This window comes from Paenibacillus taichungensis (assembly GCF_050994985.1).
GTDB classification, from domain to species: Bacteria; Bacillota; Bacilli; order Paenibacillales; family Paenibacillaceae; genus Paenibacillus; species Paenibacillus taichungensis.
The window spans coordinates 3,150,677-3,172,775 of sequence record NZ_CP194720.1; the positions used below are offsets into that span (position 1 = coordinate 3,150,677).

A 22,099-nucleotide genomic window follows, 5' to 3' on the forward strand; every position below is an offset into this window, starting at 1 on the left:
ATCACCTCTTCACATGTTCAAACACATTCATATAATCCGAAACTATAAGATCACCATCAATCAGAAGGTCACCAATCGTTTCCATGGCCACATCATTAATTTCATCCAACAGGAGTGCAGGCATCGTGCCATATTGCTCAGCCACCCGCATCAGCTCCGTATCCGGGTTGACACCAAGCAAGGCATAAATTGCCTGTACATGCTGCGGAGACAGCATTTCAGAGAACTGTATCCACTCTTCATCCAGATCAGCAGAAAAATCCGCCTCCCATTGTAATGATAATGGCTCGCTATTCCCATTTTCTTGAACTCCTTCAGTTTTAAGCGCTCCCTCAAAGCCAACCTCCGGTTGGTTAGACTCCTCAGCTCTTTCAGCTTCATCCGTTGAACTTTGAATCGCCATAGGAGCTTGGCTGCTCGCATTGTTCGCACCCTCATCTTCGGTTGTATGATTTTCCTCGATCATGAGTGCTCTGCGCACATATTCGCTTTCCTGTTGCAGCGATGCAAGTTTCTCCGCATCAATTCGAACTATTGGTTGCTCTACTACTGGCATTTGCTCGACGGCAAAGGCCTTGTCCAGATAACGTTCAATCACGTTTGCAAGCTCAGGTTCAAGGGTCTTTCCACGAAGTCGCCCTCTGAAGCCGAGCAGTTCACGGCATTTATTTTCCGTGCATCGAAAAACTCGAGTTACAAACTGGATAAAATCTGCATGCTCTCCAATCGGAACATATGTCATTCGAACCGACTTTCCATAAATGGATTCGTCATATACGGCTTTTCGAAACAGCGCACGTTCGATAGTTCTTTCATGATTTAGCTCAAACTGATCCAATATGCCTGCCATGCGTGTACGCAGCATATAAGAATCCACCAAAACCATAACTCGGGGAATGTACTGTTCCAGAACTTTCATGCCGCCATCTCTGTAAAATTTGCTGAGTGTAATGTCATAGTCATAATATCTTTGTAACAGCTTTAGCGAGATATCCGATATATTGCTGCTCAAGAGCCGTTGCAATTCCTTATCAAGAATCTCCGGTGGCAGAAATCCACTCGAAAGCTCCACTATCTCGGATAATGACATGTTCAACTCATGTACGAGATCATAATCAATAATCCATTCCTGCATGTACACATCCAACTGCGGAAGCCGTTCACGATAGTTCATCCATAGTTGTTTTAATTGGTTGAAGCCTTCCTGTGGTTCCTGCCAACCAATTCCGTTAATCAGCTCATAAATATGCACAAACAGATAGGACAGATCCGTGTCAGGGAAACGTCCTTGCCGAACTTCAGTCCTCCAATACATATACCACTGGCGCTGGGGTTCGTTCATTACTCCATAAGTCGGCCAATAACTAATAAAAGGAACAAAGGGAGCCTGCTCCCCTTCCACTTCAACGAGTTGCCTTGCTTCCTCTACAAACCTTTTCTCAGAAGACAATATGCCGCCAGGTAATCTTATATCAAAATCAGCACGGACAATCGTTGAACGATCAGGAACCGGGACTGCCGCTGTGATAGGCTCTTCGCTTAGATCTATCTCCATAAATTCCAGTTGTCTTGAATCCTCTTTCATTGAATTCCGTTTCACCGTCCTCTCCGTGTGAATACGAACAAGTGTATCCATATTCATCATTATAACACTTGTCCTGCGCCTGCGGTGATGAAAATAATACTTTCCTTTGTGATAGAAAAAAGAGAGGCATTCAAACTGATATCCAGTTTAAATGCCTTCCCTTATACACCTATCTGCATCCTTTATAGCAAGGTTAGTCCAACTTCATATCAAACCACGATCGTCCGATTTTTCCCGTCACTCTTGGCTTGAGCAAGGGCTAGGCTGGCTTTTTCAATCAGATTCGACATCATCAGCGTCTCCTCAGGTACCATTACCACACCGCCAACGCTAACGGTGACCACATCACTTGGACTGGACAGATCTCTCTGAATTTGAAGTGCAAGCACATGTTGCCTGATTTCTTCGGCAAGCTCTGCTGAACGTTCCGATGTTGCATTCTTCAGTTTCAACATGAAGGTTCCTCCCCGAAGGCGGGAGATGATGGCATCATTCTGCTCACTGACAACGGCCAGCACTTCTCCAATCCACTGGAGGCATAGATCGCCACCTTGAAGTCCATAAGATGCATTATATGAACGGAAATCATCGATATCTATAATAAACAGTCCCAAACTGCATTTCTCTTGTAAACATTCATTCCAATCATCCTGAAGTTGGGATTTGAATATCGTCTGAAGCGGCATGTCTGTTAACGGATCTGTGTTGAGATAGTTCTCGAGCTGACTGGTTGTCTCCGTATAATGTTCCTGATCATTATGGGATGCCCCGCTGTTCAGGAGCACCATCACTGACGGTTTGCCTGCATGTGTAACAGAAGCCAGTGTGATCTCTAGCAGTAAGGACATGCCAGCTGCTGTGGTAAAGTATGTCTGGTTGGTAAACAAACGCGTATTGTTGAGCTTCAGTTCCTCCAGGTTTTGCTGCAAAATCGTTTTCGTCTTGTCAGGCACAAATCCCCTGAAATCCTTGCCGATGAGAGATTTGGAATTTTCATAACCAAGCAGTTCGGCTGCCTTGTTATTGCAATAAATGATGAACCCGTCCGTCAACGTAAAAAAGGCTACCGGTGAAAATTCCATCAACTGCAAATAGCGCTGCTCATTTTGTCGTAAAATACGTGCATTTTGCAACGCTTGCTCTTCCGCCTGAACGAGCTGGTTTTCCGTCTGACGACGCACGATGGTTTTGAGCAATGGCAGCACATTCAGTTCCTTCGTTGTCCACGGATAAGAGGTAGACTGGACGACCTCTCTCCATTTTTCGAAGGATTTCCGGGGAGACAGACGCATGCCATCATCGGTTCTGATCACCGCTTTGGCTGGATCACCTGCCCAATCCACAAGCTGAACCACTTCAGGCCGGAACCAGATGATATAATGATGCTGCCCAGGGGATATGGCAACATAAACAATACCCGATGCTTTTTCCTTGTAGGCTTTAGCAGGATCATACTCCAAACTCAGCTTGGAGGTGTGATAACTGTAATCTTCCGACTTGCCCGCCAGCCATGCAGCCAATTCCCGTACTTGCTCTTTTGCTGGCGTATCGCCATATAGCAGCAGCTTATCCTGATAACAGATCGCAGCTCCCGAAGCATCCATAAGACTCAGTAAGGTCCGCTCTTCGCCCTGCAATTCTTCAATAATCCTCGCTGGACTTGTATTCCCAATAAAAATATTAGCAATTTGGGTAGCCGCTTCACGTGACCTGATCTCAGCCTGATATTCATCCAGCTGCTGCCGTTGAAACAGTTCATTTGAGAAGAAGGAGCCCAGGAAGTTACACAAGTTACGAATACGATGGGGTATATATCTGGCTGAATAGTGATGACATGTAATCAGGCCCCACAGTTGGTTGTCATGGATCAGAGAGATGGTTACGGTCGCACCAACACCCATGTTCTGTAAATACTCAATGTGCAAAGGGGATACACTCCGCAGAACCGACAAGCTCAGATTAAGCGGTTTGCCCGTTAAAGGTTGAAGCAGGGGAACAATCTCGACAGGTGTATATTTCACATTCACGATGGTGCGCAACCAATTTCGCAGGTACAATTCCCTTGCCTGTTTGGGAATATCGGACGCAGGATAATGGTGGCCGAGAAACGGCTCGAGCTCTTCCTCACGCGCTTCTGCAATGACCTTCCCATTCCATTGTTCGTCAAATTCATAGATCATGACCCGATCATAACCTAGCATTTCTTTCACTTGCTCGGCTGCAATTTGACTCGCTTCCACCCGATTATCAGTACTTTTAAGCCGGCTGAAGAAGCTGGAAATCCACTCAAAATCATTAACTTCAATATTTCCTTTTTCATAGGAAGGCTCCATTTCCAAAATTAACAGGCCTTCACTTTCATGAATGACAGAAGTGAAGACCTGAGCATGTCCGGAAACGGTAACCGTGAGATCCATATATTGCAGGTCTGATGTTACAGATGCACTGAAGGTGCGTGCCAGTACCTGCCTTGTATTATCCTTGCCAATCAGATGTTCGAGTGGAAGGCCCAGCACCTCTTGCGTAGTAAGACCGAGATGTTCCTCCGTATTTTGGCTGCATTGTACAATAGTCGGTATATTGTTGGTGCTCACAGCCAAGAGCACACCATGAGGTTGAATGAATCCGGGGATATGAATAGGTTCTTTGTCGCAATTGTTTAGATCAATTGGATCATTGGTGTACGTACCCTGATTAAGCAATGTACGGTTAAGCAAATTATTTTCTTTCTTGGACTTCGATTCGGGCATAGCCTGAAAAATCCCCTCTCATGATGTGATAACTCTTATTCTCAACTTACAACTGATCTGTATCTGTATTGATCCATTGATCAAGTAATCGGAACGTTTCCGAGGCCGTGTGCACCATGATGTCGTGATCTTCTTCCGCTGTGATGGATTGACGCAGTAGTTCCGTGAACTCCGCCCATCTCGTTCTGGTTTCCGTACCATAAGCATTAAAATATTCCAGCCCCCGATCTGCATCAATCGGCAAGAACTGTGACAAACGTTTGGTCATGATCTGACCTCCGTTCGTAGATCCTTCAATGACGTATAAATAACCGAACAACCTTGCTGGTGTCGAGATATCCGGAAGATCCTTACATAAAGGGACCTGGCTGATTTCCTCTTCACTGGCGCCAAGATTCCGCAGGTCATTTTCAAGCAAGTTCGCTTTTCCTCTAATCCCGATATCCAGTCCCGTGCTTTCCCAGAAAGGCTGCTGGACAGCTTGATCTTCCAATGGTTTCAGGAACCCGTAAAATTTCTCCAGATATTTCTTATACTCTCCCAAGCTAACGGTTTGATTCATAATAGCCTTGGCATACTCGTTTTGTTCCACTTGTCTGTGATAATGAGCTGTCTCACTCTTCAGACGTTCCATAATGGTACTGGCTGTCATGTAATCATCGCCCTTCTATGTCGGATCTCTTCATCAGAATTAAGACTTATACTTAACTAAATGTTCAGTGTAGGTTTGAATGGATAACCCATTTCATCTAGATAAAGACTCTATGTAAGTATACTTTTTCTTGTAGGAGAAAACTATATGAATCCAGCATCGTTATATTTTGAATACGATTGTTCGTTGTTATATTAACCAGCTACCTATCATCGATTCCACAGCTGTCCGCCCATCTTTCTTTCAACAGGAAAAAGTCCATATCTATTCTATGATGCTGTTCATCAATCAACATGATAAACTGTGCATATCCTGTTCTTGGAGGCATGAAGTATATGAATATAACCATTCAACACATAATAGATCACCTTACCGCCAAAGTTGAACTTCCAGAAACCACCGTGGATCAACTGATTACGGGTTCTCCCAACCAAACGATCACAGGCGTTTTTGTAACTTTTATGCCTACACAACATGTGATTGAGCATGCCATACAGCGTGGAGCTAATCTGATTATCGCTCATGAACCTCCCTTCTATAATCATCATAGCCATACCGATTGGCTGGCTGATGATCCAGTTTATGAAACCAAGAGAAAGCTAATCGATAACGGTGGAATTGCGATCTATCGCTGCCATGATGCAATTCACCGCTTTCACCCGGATGGCATTACGGAGGGATTGGTTCAGGCATTAGGATGGTCCCCTTATGTGGTACAGCGTAAACCGGAAGCTGACATTCTATCCTTTCCGGAAGGAATGACAGTTCAGCTTATTGCGGAACATATTAAACGTTCGCTTGGGATCGAATATGTACGCCTAGCTGGTGATCCAAAGATGGTATGCAGACGAGCAGCAGTGCTTGTTGGTTTTCGAGGCAACGGCAATCTGACCATTCCTTTACTTCAACAGGAAGAGTTGGATCTGATTATCGCAGGTGAAGGATTCGAATGGGAGACACCGGAGTACATACGTGATGCTGTGCAGCAAGGAAAACAAAAGGCACTTCTTATGATCGGTCATGCCGAGAGTGAAGCTGTCGGGATGAAGCTTTTGTCAGAAAGATTGGCTACAGCTTTCCCGGAATTGCCTGTTCATTTTATTGGTGAGCAACCGGTGTTTCAAGTATTGTGATCTTGAGCCATCCTGGGTTCTGTCTGGATTTTGCGGAGGGTTTATTGTACTCTAAATGCTATGACTTCTGAGCTGAGGACATTTGTCCTTGGCTTTTTGAGTGGATATATCATTTAATAGAAATCGAAGAAGTAATGACGCGACAAGGAGAGTACAACCATGAGAGGAATTATTTTTGCACTATTAGGCGGTGCATGCATTACCCTGCAAGGCGTTGCCAATACCCGAATCAGTACGGACATGGGAACCTGGCAAGCCGCAACCATTACCCAACTCACGGGGTTCATTCTGGCGGCTCTGATCCTTGTATTCGTGCGGGACATCAACCTGCAAGGGTTGAAGCAAGTCAAGCCCATGTACCTGGCAGGAGGCGCGTTTGGTGCAGTAATTATTTTTAGCGAAGTCACGGCTATCCAGCAAATTGGGGTAACTTTTACGATCTCCGCCCTGTTGATTGCACAGCTGTTCCTGACCTTTCTGGTCGACAGTAACGGATGGTTTGGTGTTGTGAAGCAGAAAATGAAACTACCGCAATTTCTGGGTATAGCATTAATGGTTACGGGCGTCATTATTATGAAGCTGTAACTGGTCGAGTATAAAGTCGGGGGTGAAATACATTATGGAAGAGTTTCAGAATGAGCATCAATTATTGCACTATTTAAAACAATATCAACTCGAATCGGTATTTCACGAGCCCCTGCGTCCGCATATGACGTTATGCCACTTCGAGAAGTGCGAATTAATCTGCCGTGAAGGCGAAACATCCGAATATTTATATGTACTGGTCGAGGGGAAAGTCAAAATCTTCACGACCTCACCACAGGATAAAACACTCGTTCTTTGCTTCAAAACACCGCTTGAAGTGGTTGGTGATATCGAGTACGTTCGGGAGAGTAACATCGTGAACACGGTACAGGCGGTCTCACCTGTCGTGATGCTGCGCATTCATTATCAATGGTTAGCTGAACTTGCCAGCGATTACGCACCCCTGTTGAAATTTTTGCTCCAAATTATATCCCACAAGTTTTACATTGATTCGAACTTCTCCAACTTCAACCTGATGTATCCGGTCGAGGTTCGATTAGCCAGCTATTTGCTCTCCATCTCTACCGAAGAAGCGGGCACTGTTGTCCACGAAGAACTGGACGCCTTTAATTTGACAGATATCGCAAATCTGATCGGTACGAGTTATCGGCATTTGAATCGGGTGATTCAGAAGCTGTGTGCAGATGGATTAATCATGCGGGATCAGGGCTTTATTATGGTCAAAGATCGGGCAGGTCTGGCAGAAGTGGCGGGTCACAACATCTATGAATAAGGAGATCTCTATCCTATGATCATTACAGGTATTTTGCTTGCGTTACTGGCAGGTTCTCTTGTCAGTCTGCAGACCATCTTTAATAGTAAGGTAAATGAACGTACCGGCTCGTGGTCCACGACAACGATGGTGCTGTTCACCGGGTTTATTGCATCGTTTCTGATTTCTCTAATGGTGGAGGGCAAAAATACGTTTAGCTTCCAACATATGCAGCCCTGGTACTGGCTTAGTGGAGCGATCGGTGTTGGGGTAGTCTTCTGTCTCGTTCAGGGCATGAAGTTGCTCGGTCCCACATTTGCGATCTCTATCGTACTTACATCCCAGTTAAGTTTCGCCTTGCTGTTTGATTCCATGGGATGGCTTGGACTGGAGCAGATCCCATTATCGTGGAACCAGCTTCTGGGCGTTCTTGTCATCGTTGGCGGTATTGTGTTATTCAAGTTTGGCGGTAGCAAATCTGCAAAATCGAAAAAATCTCCTGGTGCATTGCAATCCGACTCATAGGAGAACAATAAAAAGAGTGTCTGTCCAATCCGTTGATTGGCTAGACACTCTTTTTGGCAATCGAACCACGTTTCGCTTAATTCGCTTAAACGAACTCTACGTTATGGTACACTTGCTGAACATCTTCAAGATCTTCGAGGGCATCAATCAATTTTTCGAATTGAGCTTGTGCATCCTCTGGAAGTTCAATGTGGTTTTGCGCAAGCATCGTCAGCTCGGCTACTGTGAACTCAGTAACACCGGCAGCTTTAAATGCTTCCTGTACAGCGTGGAATTGATCCGGTTCTGCATATACGATCACAGCATCGTCTTCGTCCACGATATCACGTACATCCACATCTGCTTCAAGCAGAAGTTCCAGTACTTCCTCGGAGTTTTTGCCTTCTACCCCGATTACCGCTGTAGGATCAAACATATAAGCAACAGATCCGCTCACACCCATATTACCCGCGTTTTTGTTAAAAGCAGAGCGCACTTCCGGTGCAGTACGGTTCACATTATTAGTGAGGGCATCCACGATGACCATCGCACCATTCGGTCCGAAGCCTTCATAACGCAGCTCTTCATAGTTCTCATCCCCGCTGCCTTTTGCCTTTTCCATGGCACGGTCAATAATTGCTTTGGGTACGTTATACGTTTTGGCACGTTCCAGCACGACTTTCAGTGCGCGGTTCGCTTCCGGGTCCGGTTCGCCCTTCTTGGCAGCTACATAAATCTCAACGCCGAATTTAGCATAGACCCGGCTAGTATTTGCATCTTTTGAAGCTTTTTTTTCTTTAATATTATTCCACTTACGACCCATATCGTTTCCGCTCACTTTCAACATATAATCTGCTTTCTACTTTGTCATTATATCTTGTTGGGCGTACTTCAACAAGTTTAGACTCACGAAAAAATGGTAAAAGCCAAGTTGATGTCACCTTGCCACGTTCCGAAATCCCAAAGAAAAACGATCCAAAAACGTCAAAGAAGCAATTCCCTAAGGAATGCTTCTCTTCTCGAATCCATCTAATTAAGCATGAAACTGCTGCCCATCCAGCACTTCAGGCACATAACCGGCACGAATGACGAAATCTCCAAAATGCTCACCATCATTGCGCTCTTTGGCATATTGATTCACCATTGGAGTCAATGTATCCAAAATTTCGGTTTCGCCAATATTTTCTTTGTACAATTTGTTTAAGCGATGTCCGGTAAAACTTCCACCCAGGTACATATTGTATTTTCCCGGAGCTTTCCCGATAAACGAGATTTCAGCCAGCATCGGTCTCGCACAGCCGTTCGGGCAACCCGTCATACGAATGACAATCTCTTCGTCTCTCAGTCCCGCTTCGTCCAGCACAGGCTCCAGCTTGTCGATCAGTGATGGCAGGTACCGTTCGGATTCAGCCATTGCAAGACCACAAGTCGGAAGCGCCACACAAGCCATAGAACTTCTGCGAAGCGCCGAGTAGTGAGCACCATCGGTCAGATTGTATTGCTCAATCAGTGCCTCAATCTTTTTCTTCTTCTGGCTGCTGATGTTCCCGATAATAAGATTCTGATTGGCTGTGAGACGAAAATCTCCGGTATGAATTTTGGCAATTTCACGAAGACCTGTCATGAGCGGATAACCGTCCACATCCTTCACACGTCCATTTTGAATGAACAAGGTGTAATGCCATCTGCCGTTACTGCCTTTCACCCAACCGTAACGATCTCCATTATGTTCAAAATGGAACTGGCGCGCCGCATCCAGTTTCCAGCCGAGACGATTCGTCAGTTCTTCCACGAACCATGCAAGGCCACGGTCATCGATTGTATATTTGAAGCGGGCATGTTTACGCACTGCACGATCCCCATAGTCACGCTGAATCATAACCGTCTTCTCCGCAACATCAATCATTTGCTCTGGTGTACAGAAACCAATGACTTTGGACACCTGCGGATAAGTCTTCGGATCACCATGAGACATCCCCATACCACCACCGACAGAAACGTTAAAACCTTGCAGCTTGCCGTTCTCTACAATAGCGATAAATCCGAGATCCTGTGAAAACACATCTACATCATTGGATGGTGGAACGGCAATCCCGATTTTGAACTTACGCGGCAAATACACTTTGCCATAAATCGGTTCAACTTCTTCATCCGTGTCCTGTGAATCAATAATTTTCTCTCCATCCAGCCACAACTCATGATAAGCACGAGTGCGTGGATCCAGGTGATTACTCACCTGGCATGCCCATTCATATACTTCAGCATGAATATCCGATTGGTCTGGATTCGGATTACACATGACGTTCCGGTTCACGTCGCCACAAGCAGCTAGGGTGCTGAGCAACGAATCGTTTACTTCACGAATGGTATTTTTAAGATCCCATTTGAGCACACCATGCAGTTGAAATGACTGGCGCGTGGTCAGACGAATGGTCTCATTCGCATATTTATGCGCTACACGATCCATCATCAACCACTGTTCGGGTGTAACAATTCCTCCGGAAGCACGCACACGCAACATGAATTGATAAGCAGGCTCCAGCTTGGATTTATTCCGCTCATTACGCAGGTCACGGTCGTCTTGCATATAACTGCCGTGATGTTTCATCAGACGGTTATCGTCCTCAGGAATCGCACCACTGATCCGATCCGCCAGCGTTTCAGTCAGACTTCCACGCAAGTAGTCACTTTTGATCTTTATATCTTCCACATCACTGTTCGTGCGCTGTGGGTTAAGTAAGTTATTATAAGTCATGCTGCTTTCTCCTCTCGTATCTCCGGGATGCCTTATCCGGCATATGATCTGTAATTAATACACATCCCGCTGATACCGTTTTTCCTGCTGCAAACGTGTCAAATATTCCGCTGCCTGTTCAGGTGTTAGGCCACCCTCTTGTTCAAGAATGGTCGCGAGTGCAGCATGAACATCATGTGCCATTCGTTTCTCGTCACCACAGATATATATAACTGCACCTTCCTGTAACCATTGATACAGCTCTTTGCTATGCTCCAGCATCCGATGCTGCACATATACTTTCTCTTCTGCATCACGGGAAAAAGCGACATCCATCTTCGTAAGAACGCCGTCCTTGAGCCAGCGCTGCCATTCGGTCTGATAGAGGAAATCGGTGGAGAAATGCTGATCGCCGTAGAACAGCCACGTTTTGCCTTCTGCACCCGTCTCTTCACGCTCTCCAAGGAATGATCTGAACGGAGCTACACCTGTACCTGGTCCAACCATGATGATTGGAGCATCCGGGTTCTCCGGCAGTTTGAAGTTTGGATTTTGCTGAATAAATACAGGTAATGTATCCCCTAGTTCAACTCGTTCAGCCAGATGAACAGAGCACACACCATAGCGCTCTCTGCCACGTGATTCATAACGTACTGTTCGAACGGTAAGATGAACTTCCTCCGGGAAAGATTTCGAACTGCTTGCAATCGAATACAGACGTGCCGGGATTTTGCGAAGCACAGCTACGAACGATGCAGTCGGAATACCTTTAAGCCCATAATCCTGTACCAGATCCAGCAAATCACAACTGTTCATGACCTTGCGGAATTCCGAATCATCTGCAAGCAGAGCGGGCAACCCGCTACCCGGGCTCAGCTTTGCCAGCTGCTCCACAACGGGTCTTGTGACAGCAGTAATTTCGAAGTAACGCAATAATGCTTCACGTACAGAAACCTGGTCTCCACTTTTATTAACCGTAACGCGCTCATCTGCATTCCATTCCATGGCTGCAATCAGCTCATCGACCAGGCGTGGATGATTCTCAGGGAATACACCGAGGCTGTCGCCCGGTTCGTAGTCCAGATTGGAACCTTCCAGAGACAATTCGATATGACGTGTCTCTCGGTCCGATCCTCTGCCGTTCAGATTGAGATTTTCCAGCACTTCTGCCTTGAATGGATTCGTCCGGTTGAACTCGGAATCACCGCTGCTTACTGCGGCTCCAATCGCTTCACTCGTTACTACTCCCGCGGCAGCAGGTGTACTGCTGAGTGAAGCAAGCACATCATTCATCCACTCTGCAGCCGCTTCATCAAAATCAACATCACAGTCCACACGTGGTACAAGCGCTGTACCGCCAAGTTCCTGCAAACGAATGTCAAAATCCTTTCCTGTCTTACAGAAGAACTCATACGAAGTATCTCCCAAAGCCAATACGGAGTAACGCAATCCCTCGAGCTTCGGAGCCCGTTTGCTATGCAGGAATTCATGCAATGGAATCGCATTATCCGGCGGCTCGCCTTCTCCATGTGTGCTGACAATAATGAGAAGATTCTCTACTTTTTTCAGTCCGTTCGGTTTGAAATCTCCCATTGACGACAGGGTTACCTGAAGACCCTGCTCTTCCAGCTTTTTCGCCAGTTTCTTGGATAGTCCACTGGAGTTCCCGGTTTGTGATCCAAAGAGTACCGTAACTTCCCTGGACACCGAAGCAGGTGCACTTGCAGGAGTAATACTTGCTGAAGATGCAGGCTGTTGTTCCACACCAGCAGGTGCAGCTACAGCCGCAAATCCCTGAATGGCAGTCAGATATCCGCTAAGCCACGTTTTCTGTCCATCGTTCAATGTAGGAATAAGGCGATTGAGCAGCTCAACCTGTTCCTGATTAAAAGGGCTGTTTGTCACTTGAAGTTCCACCATTTGCCACCTCGCGCATTACGTCAATTTTAATTCCTACTAAAATGATCATATTAATTTCTACTCTCTTGAAGCTACCATACCCGATGGTAGGGGTCAATTTCGATGATTTTATGGTATTTATCAGTTTCACTGATAAAGGACAAAAAAACAACAAATACCCTCCTCCTCAATTCAGGAAGGTTTTTGTTGTTTTTTAAATCTGGAAGCAGTTTAGTTCGAAGTCAAAAGCGGAATATATTCGCTAAAATGATTCTCCAGCACTTTGTTTTTATCACCATATACTCTGTCCAGATGATTCTCTCCCCACAGACAGATGCGGTCGATGATTGCCTGCAGTGTCAAGCCATACTCGGTCAGCTCATACTCGACCTTGGGCGGAATCTCGGGATGAATAATTCGATGGATGATTTCATTCTTTTCAAGATCACGCAGCTGCTGGGTAAGGACCTTCTGAGTAATGCCAGGGATAGCTCTGCGAAGTTCGCTTGTTCGTTTTTTACCTGATATCAGTTGATGTAGAATAAGAATCCTCCATTTTCCACCGACCAGTTCTAACATTGCCTGCACACCACTCTCATATCTTTTCAGTTCCTGTTCCACTGGGAATCCCCCTTAAATCACATATATGTATACCCATTATTAAAAGTAACCGAAGAACCTCAAAGTATCTACAGCACTCGAAGGTGCGTACTTCTCAATAAGATGTCATGAAACTTATAATAACATTGGTCAGAACGTTAAACCAAAAAATGAAGGAAAAAGGATGGTCACTCATACATGAAAATTAAACTGGTCGTTACTCACCCAAGACAGGATTCTCTAACATTTGCCGTGATGAATCGTTTTATAGAAGGTCTGAAGGAGAATCACCATGAAATTGATATCCTTGATCTGTACCATGATGGATTCGATCCGTTATATAGCGTAGAAGATGAGCGAGATTGGCAAAATCCCGATAAGCAGCATGCCCCTGTAATTCGCAAAGAGCTGGATCGCGTGCTCGCGGCTGATGCCATTGTCTTTATTTTCCCGGTATGGTGGTACAACGTTCCTTCCATGCTCAAAGCTTATCTGGACAAGGTATGGAACATGGGGCTGCTGAACAAAGCAAACTCCAAAAAGGCACTCTGGATTGCACTAGCTGGAGGAACGGAGGCTTCATTCCATAAATACGATTATTACAACATGATTTCGAATTATCTGAATAATGGGATCGCCGGTTATGCAGGATTGCAGGAATCCCGAGTCGAGTTTCTCTATGAAACCATATCCGAATCCAAAACGCATATTGAAGGCCTGCTGGAGCAAGCGTATCAAATCGGTAGACATTACAAGTAACCTCTGCAATCGGAAAGAAAGCTACTGGCTCATTAAGAGTGGACTTCACCGTCCAGTTATCCCCCATGCCGGGCGCATAAGCAAAAAGAAAAAGGCTTACTTCATCCTTTAATCCAGGTTGAAGTAAGCCTTCTCTTCTTACGCTAAAATGGTTGTTATCATCAGTTAGGCCAAACCAATTTACTCATCATTGCATACAGCAGCGTTGCCGATTCGGCACGAGTCGCTTGGGCAAGAGGCTTCACCTCTCCGTTGTATCCACCGACGATGCCCAGCTTTACAAGCAAGGCTACGCTATCGCGGGCATATGAGCGGATCGTGGAAGCATCGCGGAACTGTACAAGGCTATCCGCCGAAGCTGATTCCGGCTCGACCAGTCCGGCCGCTCCAAGTGCCCTCACGGTCAGCGTCATCATTTCCTGACGGGTGATGGTTGCCTCAGGCATAAAGCGCCCGTCCCCGGTGCCACCAGTGATGCCAAGCGCACGCGCCGTGGTTACCGCTTCATAATACGATGCCTCCGCGCTGACATCGGAGAACGCATTCCCGCGCAACGTTTTCAAGCTGAGTGCGGTCATCAGCCACTGCACGTATTGACCACGCGTCATCACCTGTTTCGGATACAACTGACGGGAGTCCTCGCTTGCACCTTCATCAAAGACTCCTCGGGCTGCCAAGGCCTCCAAGGCATTCTTAGCCCATGGTACATTCGCGAGATCAGTGAACGTCTGCTGCACAGACACGGCAGCATAATTTCCTACTGCTGACGTAACAGTGAATACGACCTCTCTGCTATTCTGATCATAACGGCTTTGGGGCAACGGAGTTGCCACATGATTCGCATCTATGGCAAACCCTACGATTATATCCCGTTGTACATTTTGCAATGTTTCGTAGGGCATACGAAGCGTCAGTTCACTTGCTGCTGGCCAAGCATCACCGTCCAGATCAATTTCCAATCGAACCCCGTGCTGTGTTCCGAGTTGATCTGCAACTGTCTGTGACAGCTGAGTTCGAATCAATTGCACTGATACAGTCTCATACCCTGCTAAGTCTTTCATTGAAAGTGTGGCAGGAAGCTCTAACGTCCCCAATTCCGTAACGATATTGAATACATGTGCGTCGCCTTGGCTCACCAACGCAGAGACAGGCAGCAATAGTTCATATGCACTTGCTCCTGAAACCGGTTTCTGCCGAAGTTCGACCAGAAGGTGACTCTTACTAGCAGGAGCGACTCTCAATGCCTCTTCAATCGCTGAAGCATCCACCTTCGTCTGTACTACACCCTTCTGGTCAACAATACCTTGTAACTCAAGAACGGCACGGTCTTTTTGCGATACTGGTCGTGGCGATGAATTCTCTGTACTTGGGGTACCACTTCCTGATTGCCCTCCGGAGCTGCTCGAATTACCGCCGGCCGAACCATCGGAACCCGAGCCGCCTGGTGATGGTGTATACCCTTGTACCTTTACCATTAGCGGTATAGTCATCGCTTTGCTTTCATCAGAAATTCGAGTAATCTCCAATTCCAGCATGACCGATGTTTCCTTCGATGACGGGATGATCGTTCCATCGGTTTGAATGACGGTCGGCACCGAACTAGAAGCGATCTCCACGGCAAAACCTTGCGGCACAGTCGGCAACTTCAACCTCTTCGCACCTGCAGAAGGTTGCTCCAGTACCGTAATGCTTGCAGCCACATCGGCAGCGGTCTGTTGGGCCGTAATCACATGATACGCGGAAGACAACCCGCGCATCGAATGCCCCGACGCGTCAAAAGCTTCCACTTTGTAATAATAACTGGTGCCGGGGCTCAGTTCGTTGTCCGTATACTCCCGCAAACTGCCGTTGTAGGCGACACTGTACTCTCCTTTCTCACGATCGGAGCGATAGAGCTTGTAGCTTGCTGCGCCAAGAATTGCATCCCAGTGGAGTGATGCACTTGTTGCAGCCGACATATCAGCATTTAGACCGGCGCTATCGTCCGCAGGTGGCACCGCATCAGACTTGGCGATTATAATCCAGCTGATCAGCGGGTCCTGTGATGCCGTATTACGTACCGTTAATTCCAACTTGTTGCCAGATGCCACAATGCCTGTGTGAGCTCTTACACTGGCGGGTGTATAAGTAACTGCACCGGTATTCGTGCCATTGATGAGGAAGTTCGCTTTCCGCGATGTGTTCGTCCATGGATCGTTGAACCCGGCGTATATATCGTATGTCCCGTTCGGCACATCGAAGGTATAGGTCAGATCACTGCCTTTGGGCGAGTTGCTGACATTGCCGCCGTTCAAATAACGGACGGTCGAGAAAATATCCCCGCCGCTCGAACCGGAAGCGAGCGCATCTGCGCTGACATAACCCCAATTCCGTCCCTCCTCCGGAGCGTACAACTGATCTGCCGTATCCGAATTGACGAGCGTGCCTTTCATGTAGGCACCCATCAGTTTATAATCAGCCGTTTCGTATCCACCGCTGTTCACGAAATACTGTGCGTTCTCCGGAATAACATATACTCGGACTGCCTGCTTTTTGTTACCGAACTCCGGTGTCGTTACCTGAAGGGTGATTGGTCCGGGTTTCGCAAAATCTTCTGCCGTCATGACCCGGTTATCCACTGTCCATACCGCTGGGGTTGACACAAGCGTACCTCCGTCATGCACATTGACCGTCGTAGGCAGGGAAGGTACTTTCCCGAGCGGCACAGCTTCCGGCAGCGGATCGACGATGTCTACCTTGCCCATCGAATTCAGCAGATCAGGCGACCAACTGTTATACCACTTTATAGCGATGTCTGATCCTATCCCAAACTCAATGGGCAAGAAAACGTATTTTGCCCCGTCGTTTGAGAAATTGCCGCCGTTCCACGTGTCTCCCACGTAAATGAATTTTCCTTTTTCCGGATCGACTGGAATGACCGACGTAGTCTGCGTACCGAACGCCTTACCCGGATCGGGATCGCTCGGCAATGTGCGTACGAACGGATTGGTCATCGTTGACCAAGGACCAAAAATGTTATCCGCCACCGTCACTTTGTTTTCGTTAGGGGCCCAGCCGGACGCGCCGGAGGTCAGAATATAATATTTGCCCTGATACTTGAACATCGCGGGCGCTTCACGCTGTCCGCCTGGGAACACGCGCACATAATCGACGCCATATTCCGCCTGATAGGTCGAATCACGTACCGGATTGCCTTTGTCATCCGTTCGTCCTTCCTTATGCCACCCTGTTACGTCACTGTAGTCTTCATTCAGTTTGGAGATATACAGCGTCAGGTTTTCCTCGCTGGAGTAGATCAGATATCCGGTACCATCGTCGTCCTTGAACAACGTCATGTCACGTGCCATGCCCCGATCGCTTGGGAAATAATCTTTCTCCCCTTCGGGAGTTCTGTCCATCCGGTAACTCTTCTGATACACGAAAGGCCCTGTCGGGGAGTCACTGATTGCGTAGCCGGCCCGCGCTTTACCGTAGTTCGCATTATCGTTGTAGGGGTCCTTGTCTCCGTCCATGTGGGCCCACATCACATATTTTTTCGTTTTGTCATTATAGATGACCTTCGGTCGTTCAATAATTCGACCTTTGCGGATATCGGCCCAAATGTCCACCTTGTCGTCACGACCTTCATACAACTTGGCGATCAACGGGTTCTTGTCGAAATCATCCATCGATTGAATCATCGTCAGTGCCATGCCTTCATCTGTCCAGTTCAGCAGATCCTTGGATGAATATACGCGCACACCAGCGGCTGGCCATCCGCCCGTATGGTATTCGCCATACCAATAATACTTTTCAGTCTGTTCATCGTAAAAAAATCCTGCGCCGTGTGCGTCGATCGGCTTGCCGTCCTGATCCGGCCATAACTGCCCCGGCGTAAATCTTGTACGAATGGTGGCAACGCCCAGCGGTGCAGATGCAGGAGAAACGATGTCGTCGACGGTTGCCTGGATCATGTAAAAATACCCCGTGCCCATCGTCAGACCATTATCAATAAACGTACTTTCATTGCCACTGTACACCTGCTGATACGTACCTGCAGCACTGGTTGCACGGGACACCGTATATGTTACATCAGATCCAGAAAGTTCGTTCCACCCTAGAGAAATCGACGTATCCGTTACGACTGTAGCAGCAAATCCTGCTGGGGAATCAATCGAGTATGTGGTAGCCTCGGCAACGGTGAACGCAGATTCTCCGGCAGCATTAAAGGCCGTTACGCGATAGCTATAGCTGTTGCCGGGATCAAGCCCCTGATCTGTGTAACTGAGCGCCGTACCTTCATACACCTGATTATACTGGTCGCTGCCAGCCTCAGCCCGAGCCACACGGTAGCCAGCCGCCTTGTCCACGGCTGGCCAAGACAGCTTCACGCTCGTGGCATCGAGTGCCAAGGCCTTCAATTCGCCTGGTCCCTGTGGAGCAACGGCTGTCGTCCGAACCTCCAGCGGCGCAGACCATAACGATTCGGTCATCCCCCCATATTCATAGGCGAGCTTGTAATAATACACCATATCCGCACTTAACCCCTCATCCACGTAACCCAAAGACCCGGTGTTGGTAATCAGGGAATATTCACTATCAGGCGTAGAGGAACGGTACAGGTGATAGCTTGTTGCACCTGCTGCCTCGGTCCATTGCAGTGAAACCGAAGACGCCGTCTGTTCATCGTTGGAGAGTTGGAGATCGTTCCCTGGTGGCTGCTCGGCAATGATAACGTCATCTATATGTACCGACTGCCACTTATTACGAATGCCAACTGTACCCGACCCGTATGTAGTATCGATCAAATCGAATACTAACCGATCCGAACCGTTTTCGGCGATGTACCCGCGAATGGAAGAACCCGACAGCACCATTTTGAGCGTATACCACGTATTTTTGGCCAACGCATAGTCCACCGATTTCAATGTCATATCTGTTCCGTTTACCCGCTTGGAAAAGACAAGTTTATTGTTAGGGGCCTGCATTTGAAAATAATAAAAGTTGCCCTTATCCTGAAACCGCGATAGAATTCCCGGAAATCCCTGACCGCCCCCCGTGTAAAATCGCATGGAAACCGTCATGTCAGTCATGACCTCTCCGGTTGAAATGATGCCTTCTCCAGTATCGCTCTGAAAAAGTGTAGAGTTGGACGTATCCGTTGGGTCCGCCATTACCTCCCAACTACCTGAGCTTACGTCCCACACTGGCGATGCCGTGTAATCTCCGTCAGAAAAATCGTCCTGCAACAACGTAGCAGGCATTCTATCCGCATCGGCATATGCATGGCTTGGTAACATCAACGGTCCTGAAGACAATGCCAACGTAGCAGATAACATGAATATCAAGGGTTTCCTGAGTTTATCCAATGTTCATTCTCTCCTTTGACATGGAAGATGAAAGCATGGTTCTTGAAGGCGGTGTTGTTATCCGACCTGTCCTCAGCAGTGAGCATGCGGTAGAAAAGTGCGCTCCACCTCCCTTTTTTTGATGAAACCGGTTTCATTACAGAGCAAAAAAAGACCCGTCTTCTCTCCTAAGTGCAATGATACCAAAACGGAATACCTCGTCTTCTTTGCCCCTATGTCGTGAAACAGGTTTATATTATATATAATGTAATCGCTTTCTCGAATTATATGATTACGTATTTGAAGCTGTCAACCATTAACTCAGCTCGGACATTTTTCGCTGTAACAAGCAAAAAAAACGCGTATTCCGCCTGCTATGCAAGCAAAATACGCGTCTTCTATCACCGTTCGAGTTTGTTCGCAAACTCGCCCATATTACTTTAAAATACCTTCGTTGTCCACGACTCACAATTCCATGTCTCCGTAACCACATCACGATAGAATTCAGGTTCGTGAGAGATCAGCAGAATGCTGCCTTTGTATGCTTTGAGTGCGCGTTTCAACTCTTCCTTCGCATCAACGTCCAAATGGTTCGTCGGCTCATCGAGTACGAGCAGATTTGTTTCGTTATTGATCAGTTTACAGAGACGAACTTTGGCTTTCTCGCCACCACTCAATACGGCAACCTTGCTCTCAATATGCTTGGTCGTCAATCCGCATTTTGCGAGTGCAGCACGTACTTCAAATTGGGTATAGGAAGGGAACTCCTGCCAGATCTCTTCGATACAGGTATTGTAGTTCGCATCCTTCATCTCTTGTTGGAAATATCCAATCTCCAGATGTTCACCGCGCTGAACGGTTCCTTCCAAAGCTGGAATCTCCCCCAGAATGCTGCGCATCAACGTTGTTTTACCGATACCGTTTGCACCAACGAGGGCGATCTTCTGTCCACGCTCCATGCGCAGGTCCAGTGGTCTCGACAACGGCTCATTGTATCCAATGACAAGGCCTTTTGTTTCGAAAATAAGCTTGCCGGACGTTCTTGCATCACGGAAGTTAAACTGTGGTTTCGGTTTTTCCTTGGCGATTTCGATGACATCCATCTTGTCCAATTTCTTCTGTCTGGACATCGCCATGTTGCGTGTAGCCACACTTGCCTTGTTCCGGGCCACAAAGTCCTTAAGATCGGCAATTTCCTGTTGTTGACGCTTATACGCCGACTCCAGCTGCTGTTTTTTCATCTCATGAACTTCCTGGAAATGACTATAATCGCCCACATAACGGGTGAGATCCTGATTTTCCATGTGATAGATCAAGTTAATTACACTGTTCAGGAACGGGATATCATGCGAGATCAGAATAAAGGCATTCTCATATTCCTGCAAATAGCGTTTCAGCCATTCGATATGCAATTCATCCAGATAGTTCGTAGGCTCATCCAGGAGCAGAATATCCGGTTTTTCAAGCAGCAGCTTGGCGAGCAATACCTTCGTACGTTGTCCACCACTAAGGTCGTTAACGTCCTTGTCCAGACCGATATCGGTTAGACCCAGACCACGTGCTGTCTCGTCGACTTTGGCATCGATCATGTAGAAATCCTGGTTAGTCAGCGTATCCTGAATCGTACCTACATCCTCCAGCAGTTGTTCCAATTCCTCCGGAGTTACATCGCCCATCTTGCCATACATATCATTCATTTCTTGTTCCATGTCGAACAAATACTGGAACGCACCACGAAGGACATCACGAATGGATTGTCCTTTGCTGAGCACAGCGTGCTGATCCAAATATCCGACACGCATACGTTTGGACCACTCCACTTTGCCTTCATCCGGCTGGAGTTTGCCTGTAATAATGTTCATGAAGGTAGATTTACCCTCACCATTGGCCCCGATCAGACCAATATGTTCGCCTTTCAGGAGGCGGAAAGAAACGTTGTTAAAGATAGCACGGTCACCAAAACCATGACTTAATTTTTCGACATTTAATATGCTCATTCATGACACCTTTTCTATATAGACTTAATTCTTTGTATATTATAAGCGTTATATCATGCACAACTCAACGCCCTATTGTAAATTTAGCACCATTTTTCGATGAAATGTCCTTCGTTTTGATTCCGAATCCACTCAATCTGAAATCAATGACATTTGCCTTATAGGTATGGATGAGTTAAAATTTTTCCTTAAACGACTTACTACTATAAGAATGGAGCTCTCTTGGAGAGCATCAGGTGAAAATCATGATTGAAGTGAAACAATCCAAATTGGGTGATGGCGAATTTAACCGCGGCGTATTTGCGACCGTAGACATTCCAAAAGGCCAGCTGATCCATCAGGCTCCGGTTGTCCCTTATCCCAATGAAGACCACGAACATGTTGAGAAAACAATTCTCGAAGATTACGTATTTGAATATGGAGCCAATCATACGGCTATCCTGCTGGGCTATGGCAGTTTGATCAACCATTCCTACGAGCCTAATGCCACCTATGATATCAACTTCGAAAACCACACTTTTGACTTCTATGCTTATACAGATATCAAAGCTGGCGAAGAAGTATTGATCAATTATAATGGCGAGGAAGATAACATGGACCCCTTATGGTTTCTGGATGATTACGAAGAACGTATGCGTGAGTTGAACGAAGCAAATGATGGTGAAGAGGATGCTGATGGCATCGAATCTGACTCCAAGGATACGGACTCAAGCAAATAAGACCTTGAAGATAAACGACAACAGTAGTGCAACTTCTTATGGACAAAACAAAACTCAAAAAATTTCACCATAATCCGTTGTAGGGCTAAATGCCGCTGCCTAATGCAAACGAAAACAAGCAAGTCCTCCACCAAGGAAGACTT

General features: G+C 46.8%; 15 protein-coding genes. 6 read left to right on the forward strand and 9 right to left on the reverse strand.

Annotation, left to right across the window (positions count from 1 at the left end):
• Position 1: 1 nt before the first annotated feature.
• The 3 genes from ACR1R9_RS13920 to ACR1R9_RS13930 form a co-directional block, all read right to left on the reverse strand.
• Positions 2-1,585, reverse strand: coding sequence for a TerB N-terminal domain-containing protein (locus ACR1R9_RS13920; protein ID WP_433948938.1), 1,584 nt, complete (start codon positions 1,583-1,585; stop codon positions 2-4).
• 209 nt (positions 1,586-1,794) lie between these two features.
• A complete protein-coding gene (locus ACR1R9_RS13925; RefSeq protein WP_433923384.1) occupies positions 1,795-4,335 on the reverse strand; it encodes a diguanylate cyclase domain-containing protein in 2,541 nt (846 codons plus the stop codon).
• Between the two features lie 46 nt (positions 4,336-4,381).
• Positions 4,382-4,987 (reverse strand): biliverdin-producing heme oxygenase, encoded by a 606-nt coding sequence (locus ACR1R9_RS13930; protein ID WP_326064431.1) that lies wholly within the window; start codon positions 4,985-4,987, stop codon positions 4,382-4,384.
• 335 nt (positions 4,988-5,322) lie between these two features.
• Here ACR1R9_RS13930 and ACR1R9_RS13935 point away from each other — a divergent pair, with 335 nt between their 5' ends.
• The 4 genes from ACR1R9_RS13935 to ACR1R9_RS13950 all read left to right on the forward strand — a co-directional run bounded on the left by ACR1R9_RS13935 (position 5,323) and on the right by ACR1R9_RS13950 (position 7,942).
• Positions 5,323-6,120 (forward strand): Nif3-like dinuclear metal center hexameric protein, encoded by a 798-nt coding sequence (locus ACR1R9_RS13935; RefSeq protein ID WP_326064432.1) that lies wholly within the window; start codon positions 5,323-5,325, stop codon positions 6,118-6,120.
• A 159-nt stretch (positions 6,121-6,279) separates the two neighbouring features.
• The gene (locus ACR1R9_RS13940) at positions 6,280-6,705 is read left to right on the forward strand and encodes a DMT family transporter (RefSeq protein ID WP_024633836.1); all 426 of its coding nucleotides are present in this window, start codon (positions 6,280-6,282) and stop codon (positions 6,703-6,705) included.
• A 34-nt stretch (positions 6,706-6,739) separates the two neighbouring features.
• Entirely contained in the window at positions 6,740-7,438 is a 699-nt protein-coding gene (locus tag ACR1R9_RS13945) for a Crp/Fnr family transcriptional regulator (RefSeq protein ID WP_076291072.1), read from the forward strand.
• Positions 7,439-7,456: 18 nt separating this feature from the next.
• On the forward strand, positions 7,457-7,942 hold the full coding sequence (locus tag ACR1R9_RS13950; RefSeq protein ID WP_433923714.1) for a DMT family transporter: 486 nt from the start codon (positions 7,457-7,459) through the stop codon (positions 7,940-7,942).
• An 85-nt stretch (positions 7,943-8,027) separates the two neighbouring features.
• On the opposite strand, the gene ACR1R9_RS13955 is transcribed toward ACR1R9_RS13950, so the two are convergent.
• From ACR1R9_RS13955 to ACR1R9_RS13970, 4 genes are all read right to left on the reverse strand, one after another.
• Positions 8,028-8,744 carry a YebC/PmpR family DNA-binding transcriptional regulator gene (locus ACR1R9_RS13955; RefSeq protein WP_064640900.1) on the reverse strand — a complete coding sequence of 239 codons (717 nt, stop codon included), beginning with the start codon at positions 8,742-8,744 and terminating at the stop codon, positions 8,028-8,030.
• Positions 8,745-8,954: 210 nt separating this feature from the next.
• Complete coding sequence (gene cysI / locus ACR1R9_RS13960; protein WP_099852601.1) at positions 8,955-10,676, reverse strand: assimilatory sulfite reductase (NADPH) hemoprotein subunit; 1,722 nt, start codon at positions 10,674-10,676, stop codon at positions 8,955-8,957.
• Between the two features lie 54 nt (positions 10,677-10,730).
• Positions 10,731-12,572, reverse strand: a complete 1,842-nt coding sequence (locus ACR1R9_RS13965) for an assimilatory sulfite reductase (NADPH) flavoprotein subunit (RefSeq protein ID WP_433923713.1) — start codon at positions 12,570-12,572, stop codon at positions 10,731-10,733.
• Between the two features lie 213 nt (positions 12,573-12,785).
• Entirely contained in the window at positions 12,786-13,175 is a 390-nt protein-coding gene (locus ACR1R9_RS13970; RefSeq protein ID WP_099852609.1) for a winged helix-turn-helix transcriptional regulator, read from the reverse strand.
• Positions 13,176-13,352: 177 nt separating this feature from the next.
• Here ACR1R9_RS13970 and ACR1R9_RS13975 point away from each other — a divergent pair, with 177 nt between their 5' ends.
• A complete protein-coding gene (locus tag ACR1R9_RS13975; protein ID WP_063563477.1) occupies positions 13,353-13,913 on the forward strand; it encodes an NAD(P)H oxidoreductase in 561 nt (186 codons plus the stop codon).
• 161 nt (positions 13,914-14,074) lie between these two features.
• On the opposite strand, the gene ACR1R9_RS13980 is transcribed toward ACR1R9_RS13975, so the two are convergent.
• Entirely contained in the window at positions 14,075-19,261 is a 5,187-nt protein-coding gene (locus tag ACR1R9_RS13980) for an S-layer homology domain-containing protein (protein ID WP_433923383.1), read from the reverse strand.
• A 419-nt stretch (positions 19,262-19,680) separates the two neighbouring features.
• On the reverse strand, positions 19,681-21,237 hold the full coding sequence (locus ACR1R9_RS13985; RefSeq protein WP_063563476.1) for an ABC-F family ATP-binding cassette domain-containing protein: 1,557 nt from the start codon (positions 21,235-21,237) through the stop codon (positions 19,681-19,683).
• A gap of 245 nt (positions 21,238-21,482) precedes the next feature.
• Here ACR1R9_RS13985 and ACR1R9_RS13990 point away from each other — a divergent pair, with 245 nt between their 5' ends.
• Complete coding sequence (locus ACR1R9_RS13990; RefSeq protein WP_076291147.1) at positions 21,483-21,956, forward strand: SET domain-containing protein; 474 nt, start codon at positions 21,483-21,485, stop codon at positions 21,954-21,956.
• Positions 21,957-22,099: the final 143 nt, after the last annotated feature.

What these genes read in the sequence shown, in the direction of transcription:
- ACR1R9_RS13920 (WP_433948938.1), bottom strand. Translation starts at nt 1,585, where the DNA reads ATGAAAGAGGATTCAAGACAACTGGAATTTATGGAGATAGATCTAAGC.
- ACR1R9_RS13925 (WP_433923384.1), bottom strand. Translation starts at nt 4,335, where the DNA reads ATGCCCGAATCGAAGTCCAAGAAAGAAAATAATTTGCTTAACCGTACA.
- ACR1R9_RS13930 (WP_326064431.1), bottom strand. Translation starts at nt 4,987, where the DNA reads ATGACAGCCAGTACCATTATGGAACGTCTGAAGAGTGAGACAGCTCAT.
- ACR1R9_RS13935 (WP_326064432.1), top strand. Translation starts at nt 5,323, where the DNA reads ATGAATATAACCATTCAACACATAATAGATCACCTTACCGCCAAAGTT.
- ACR1R9_RS13940 (WP_024633836.1), top strand. Translation starts at nt 6,280, where the DNA reads ATGAGAGGAATTATTTTTGCACTATTAGGCGGTGCATGCATTACCCTG.
- ACR1R9_RS13945 (WP_076291072.1), top strand. Translation starts at nt 6,740, where the DNA reads ATGGAAGAGTTTCAGAATGAGCATCAATTATTGCACTATTTAAAACAA.
- ACR1R9_RS13955 (WP_064640900.1), bottom strand. Translation starts at nt 8,744, where the DNA reads ATGGGTCGTAAGTGGAATAATATTAAAGAAAAAAAAGCTTCAAAAGAT.
- cysI (WP_099852601.1), bottom strand. Translation starts at nt 10,676, where the DNA reads ATGACTTATAATAACTTACTTAACCCACAGCGCACGAACAGTGATGTG.
- ACR1R9_RS13975 (WP_063563477.1), top strand. Translation starts at nt 13,353, where the DNA reads ATGAAAATTAAACTGGTCGTTACTCACCCAAGACAGGATTCTCTAACA.
- ACR1R9_RS13985 (WP_063563476.1), bottom strand. Translation starts at nt 21,237, where the DNA reads ATGAGCATATTAAATGTCGAAAAATTAAGTCATGGTTTTGGTGACCGT.
- ACR1R9_RS13990 (WP_076291147.1), top strand. Translation starts at nt 21,483, where the DNA reads ATGATTGAAGTGAAACAATCCAAATTGGGTGATGGCGAATTTAACCGC.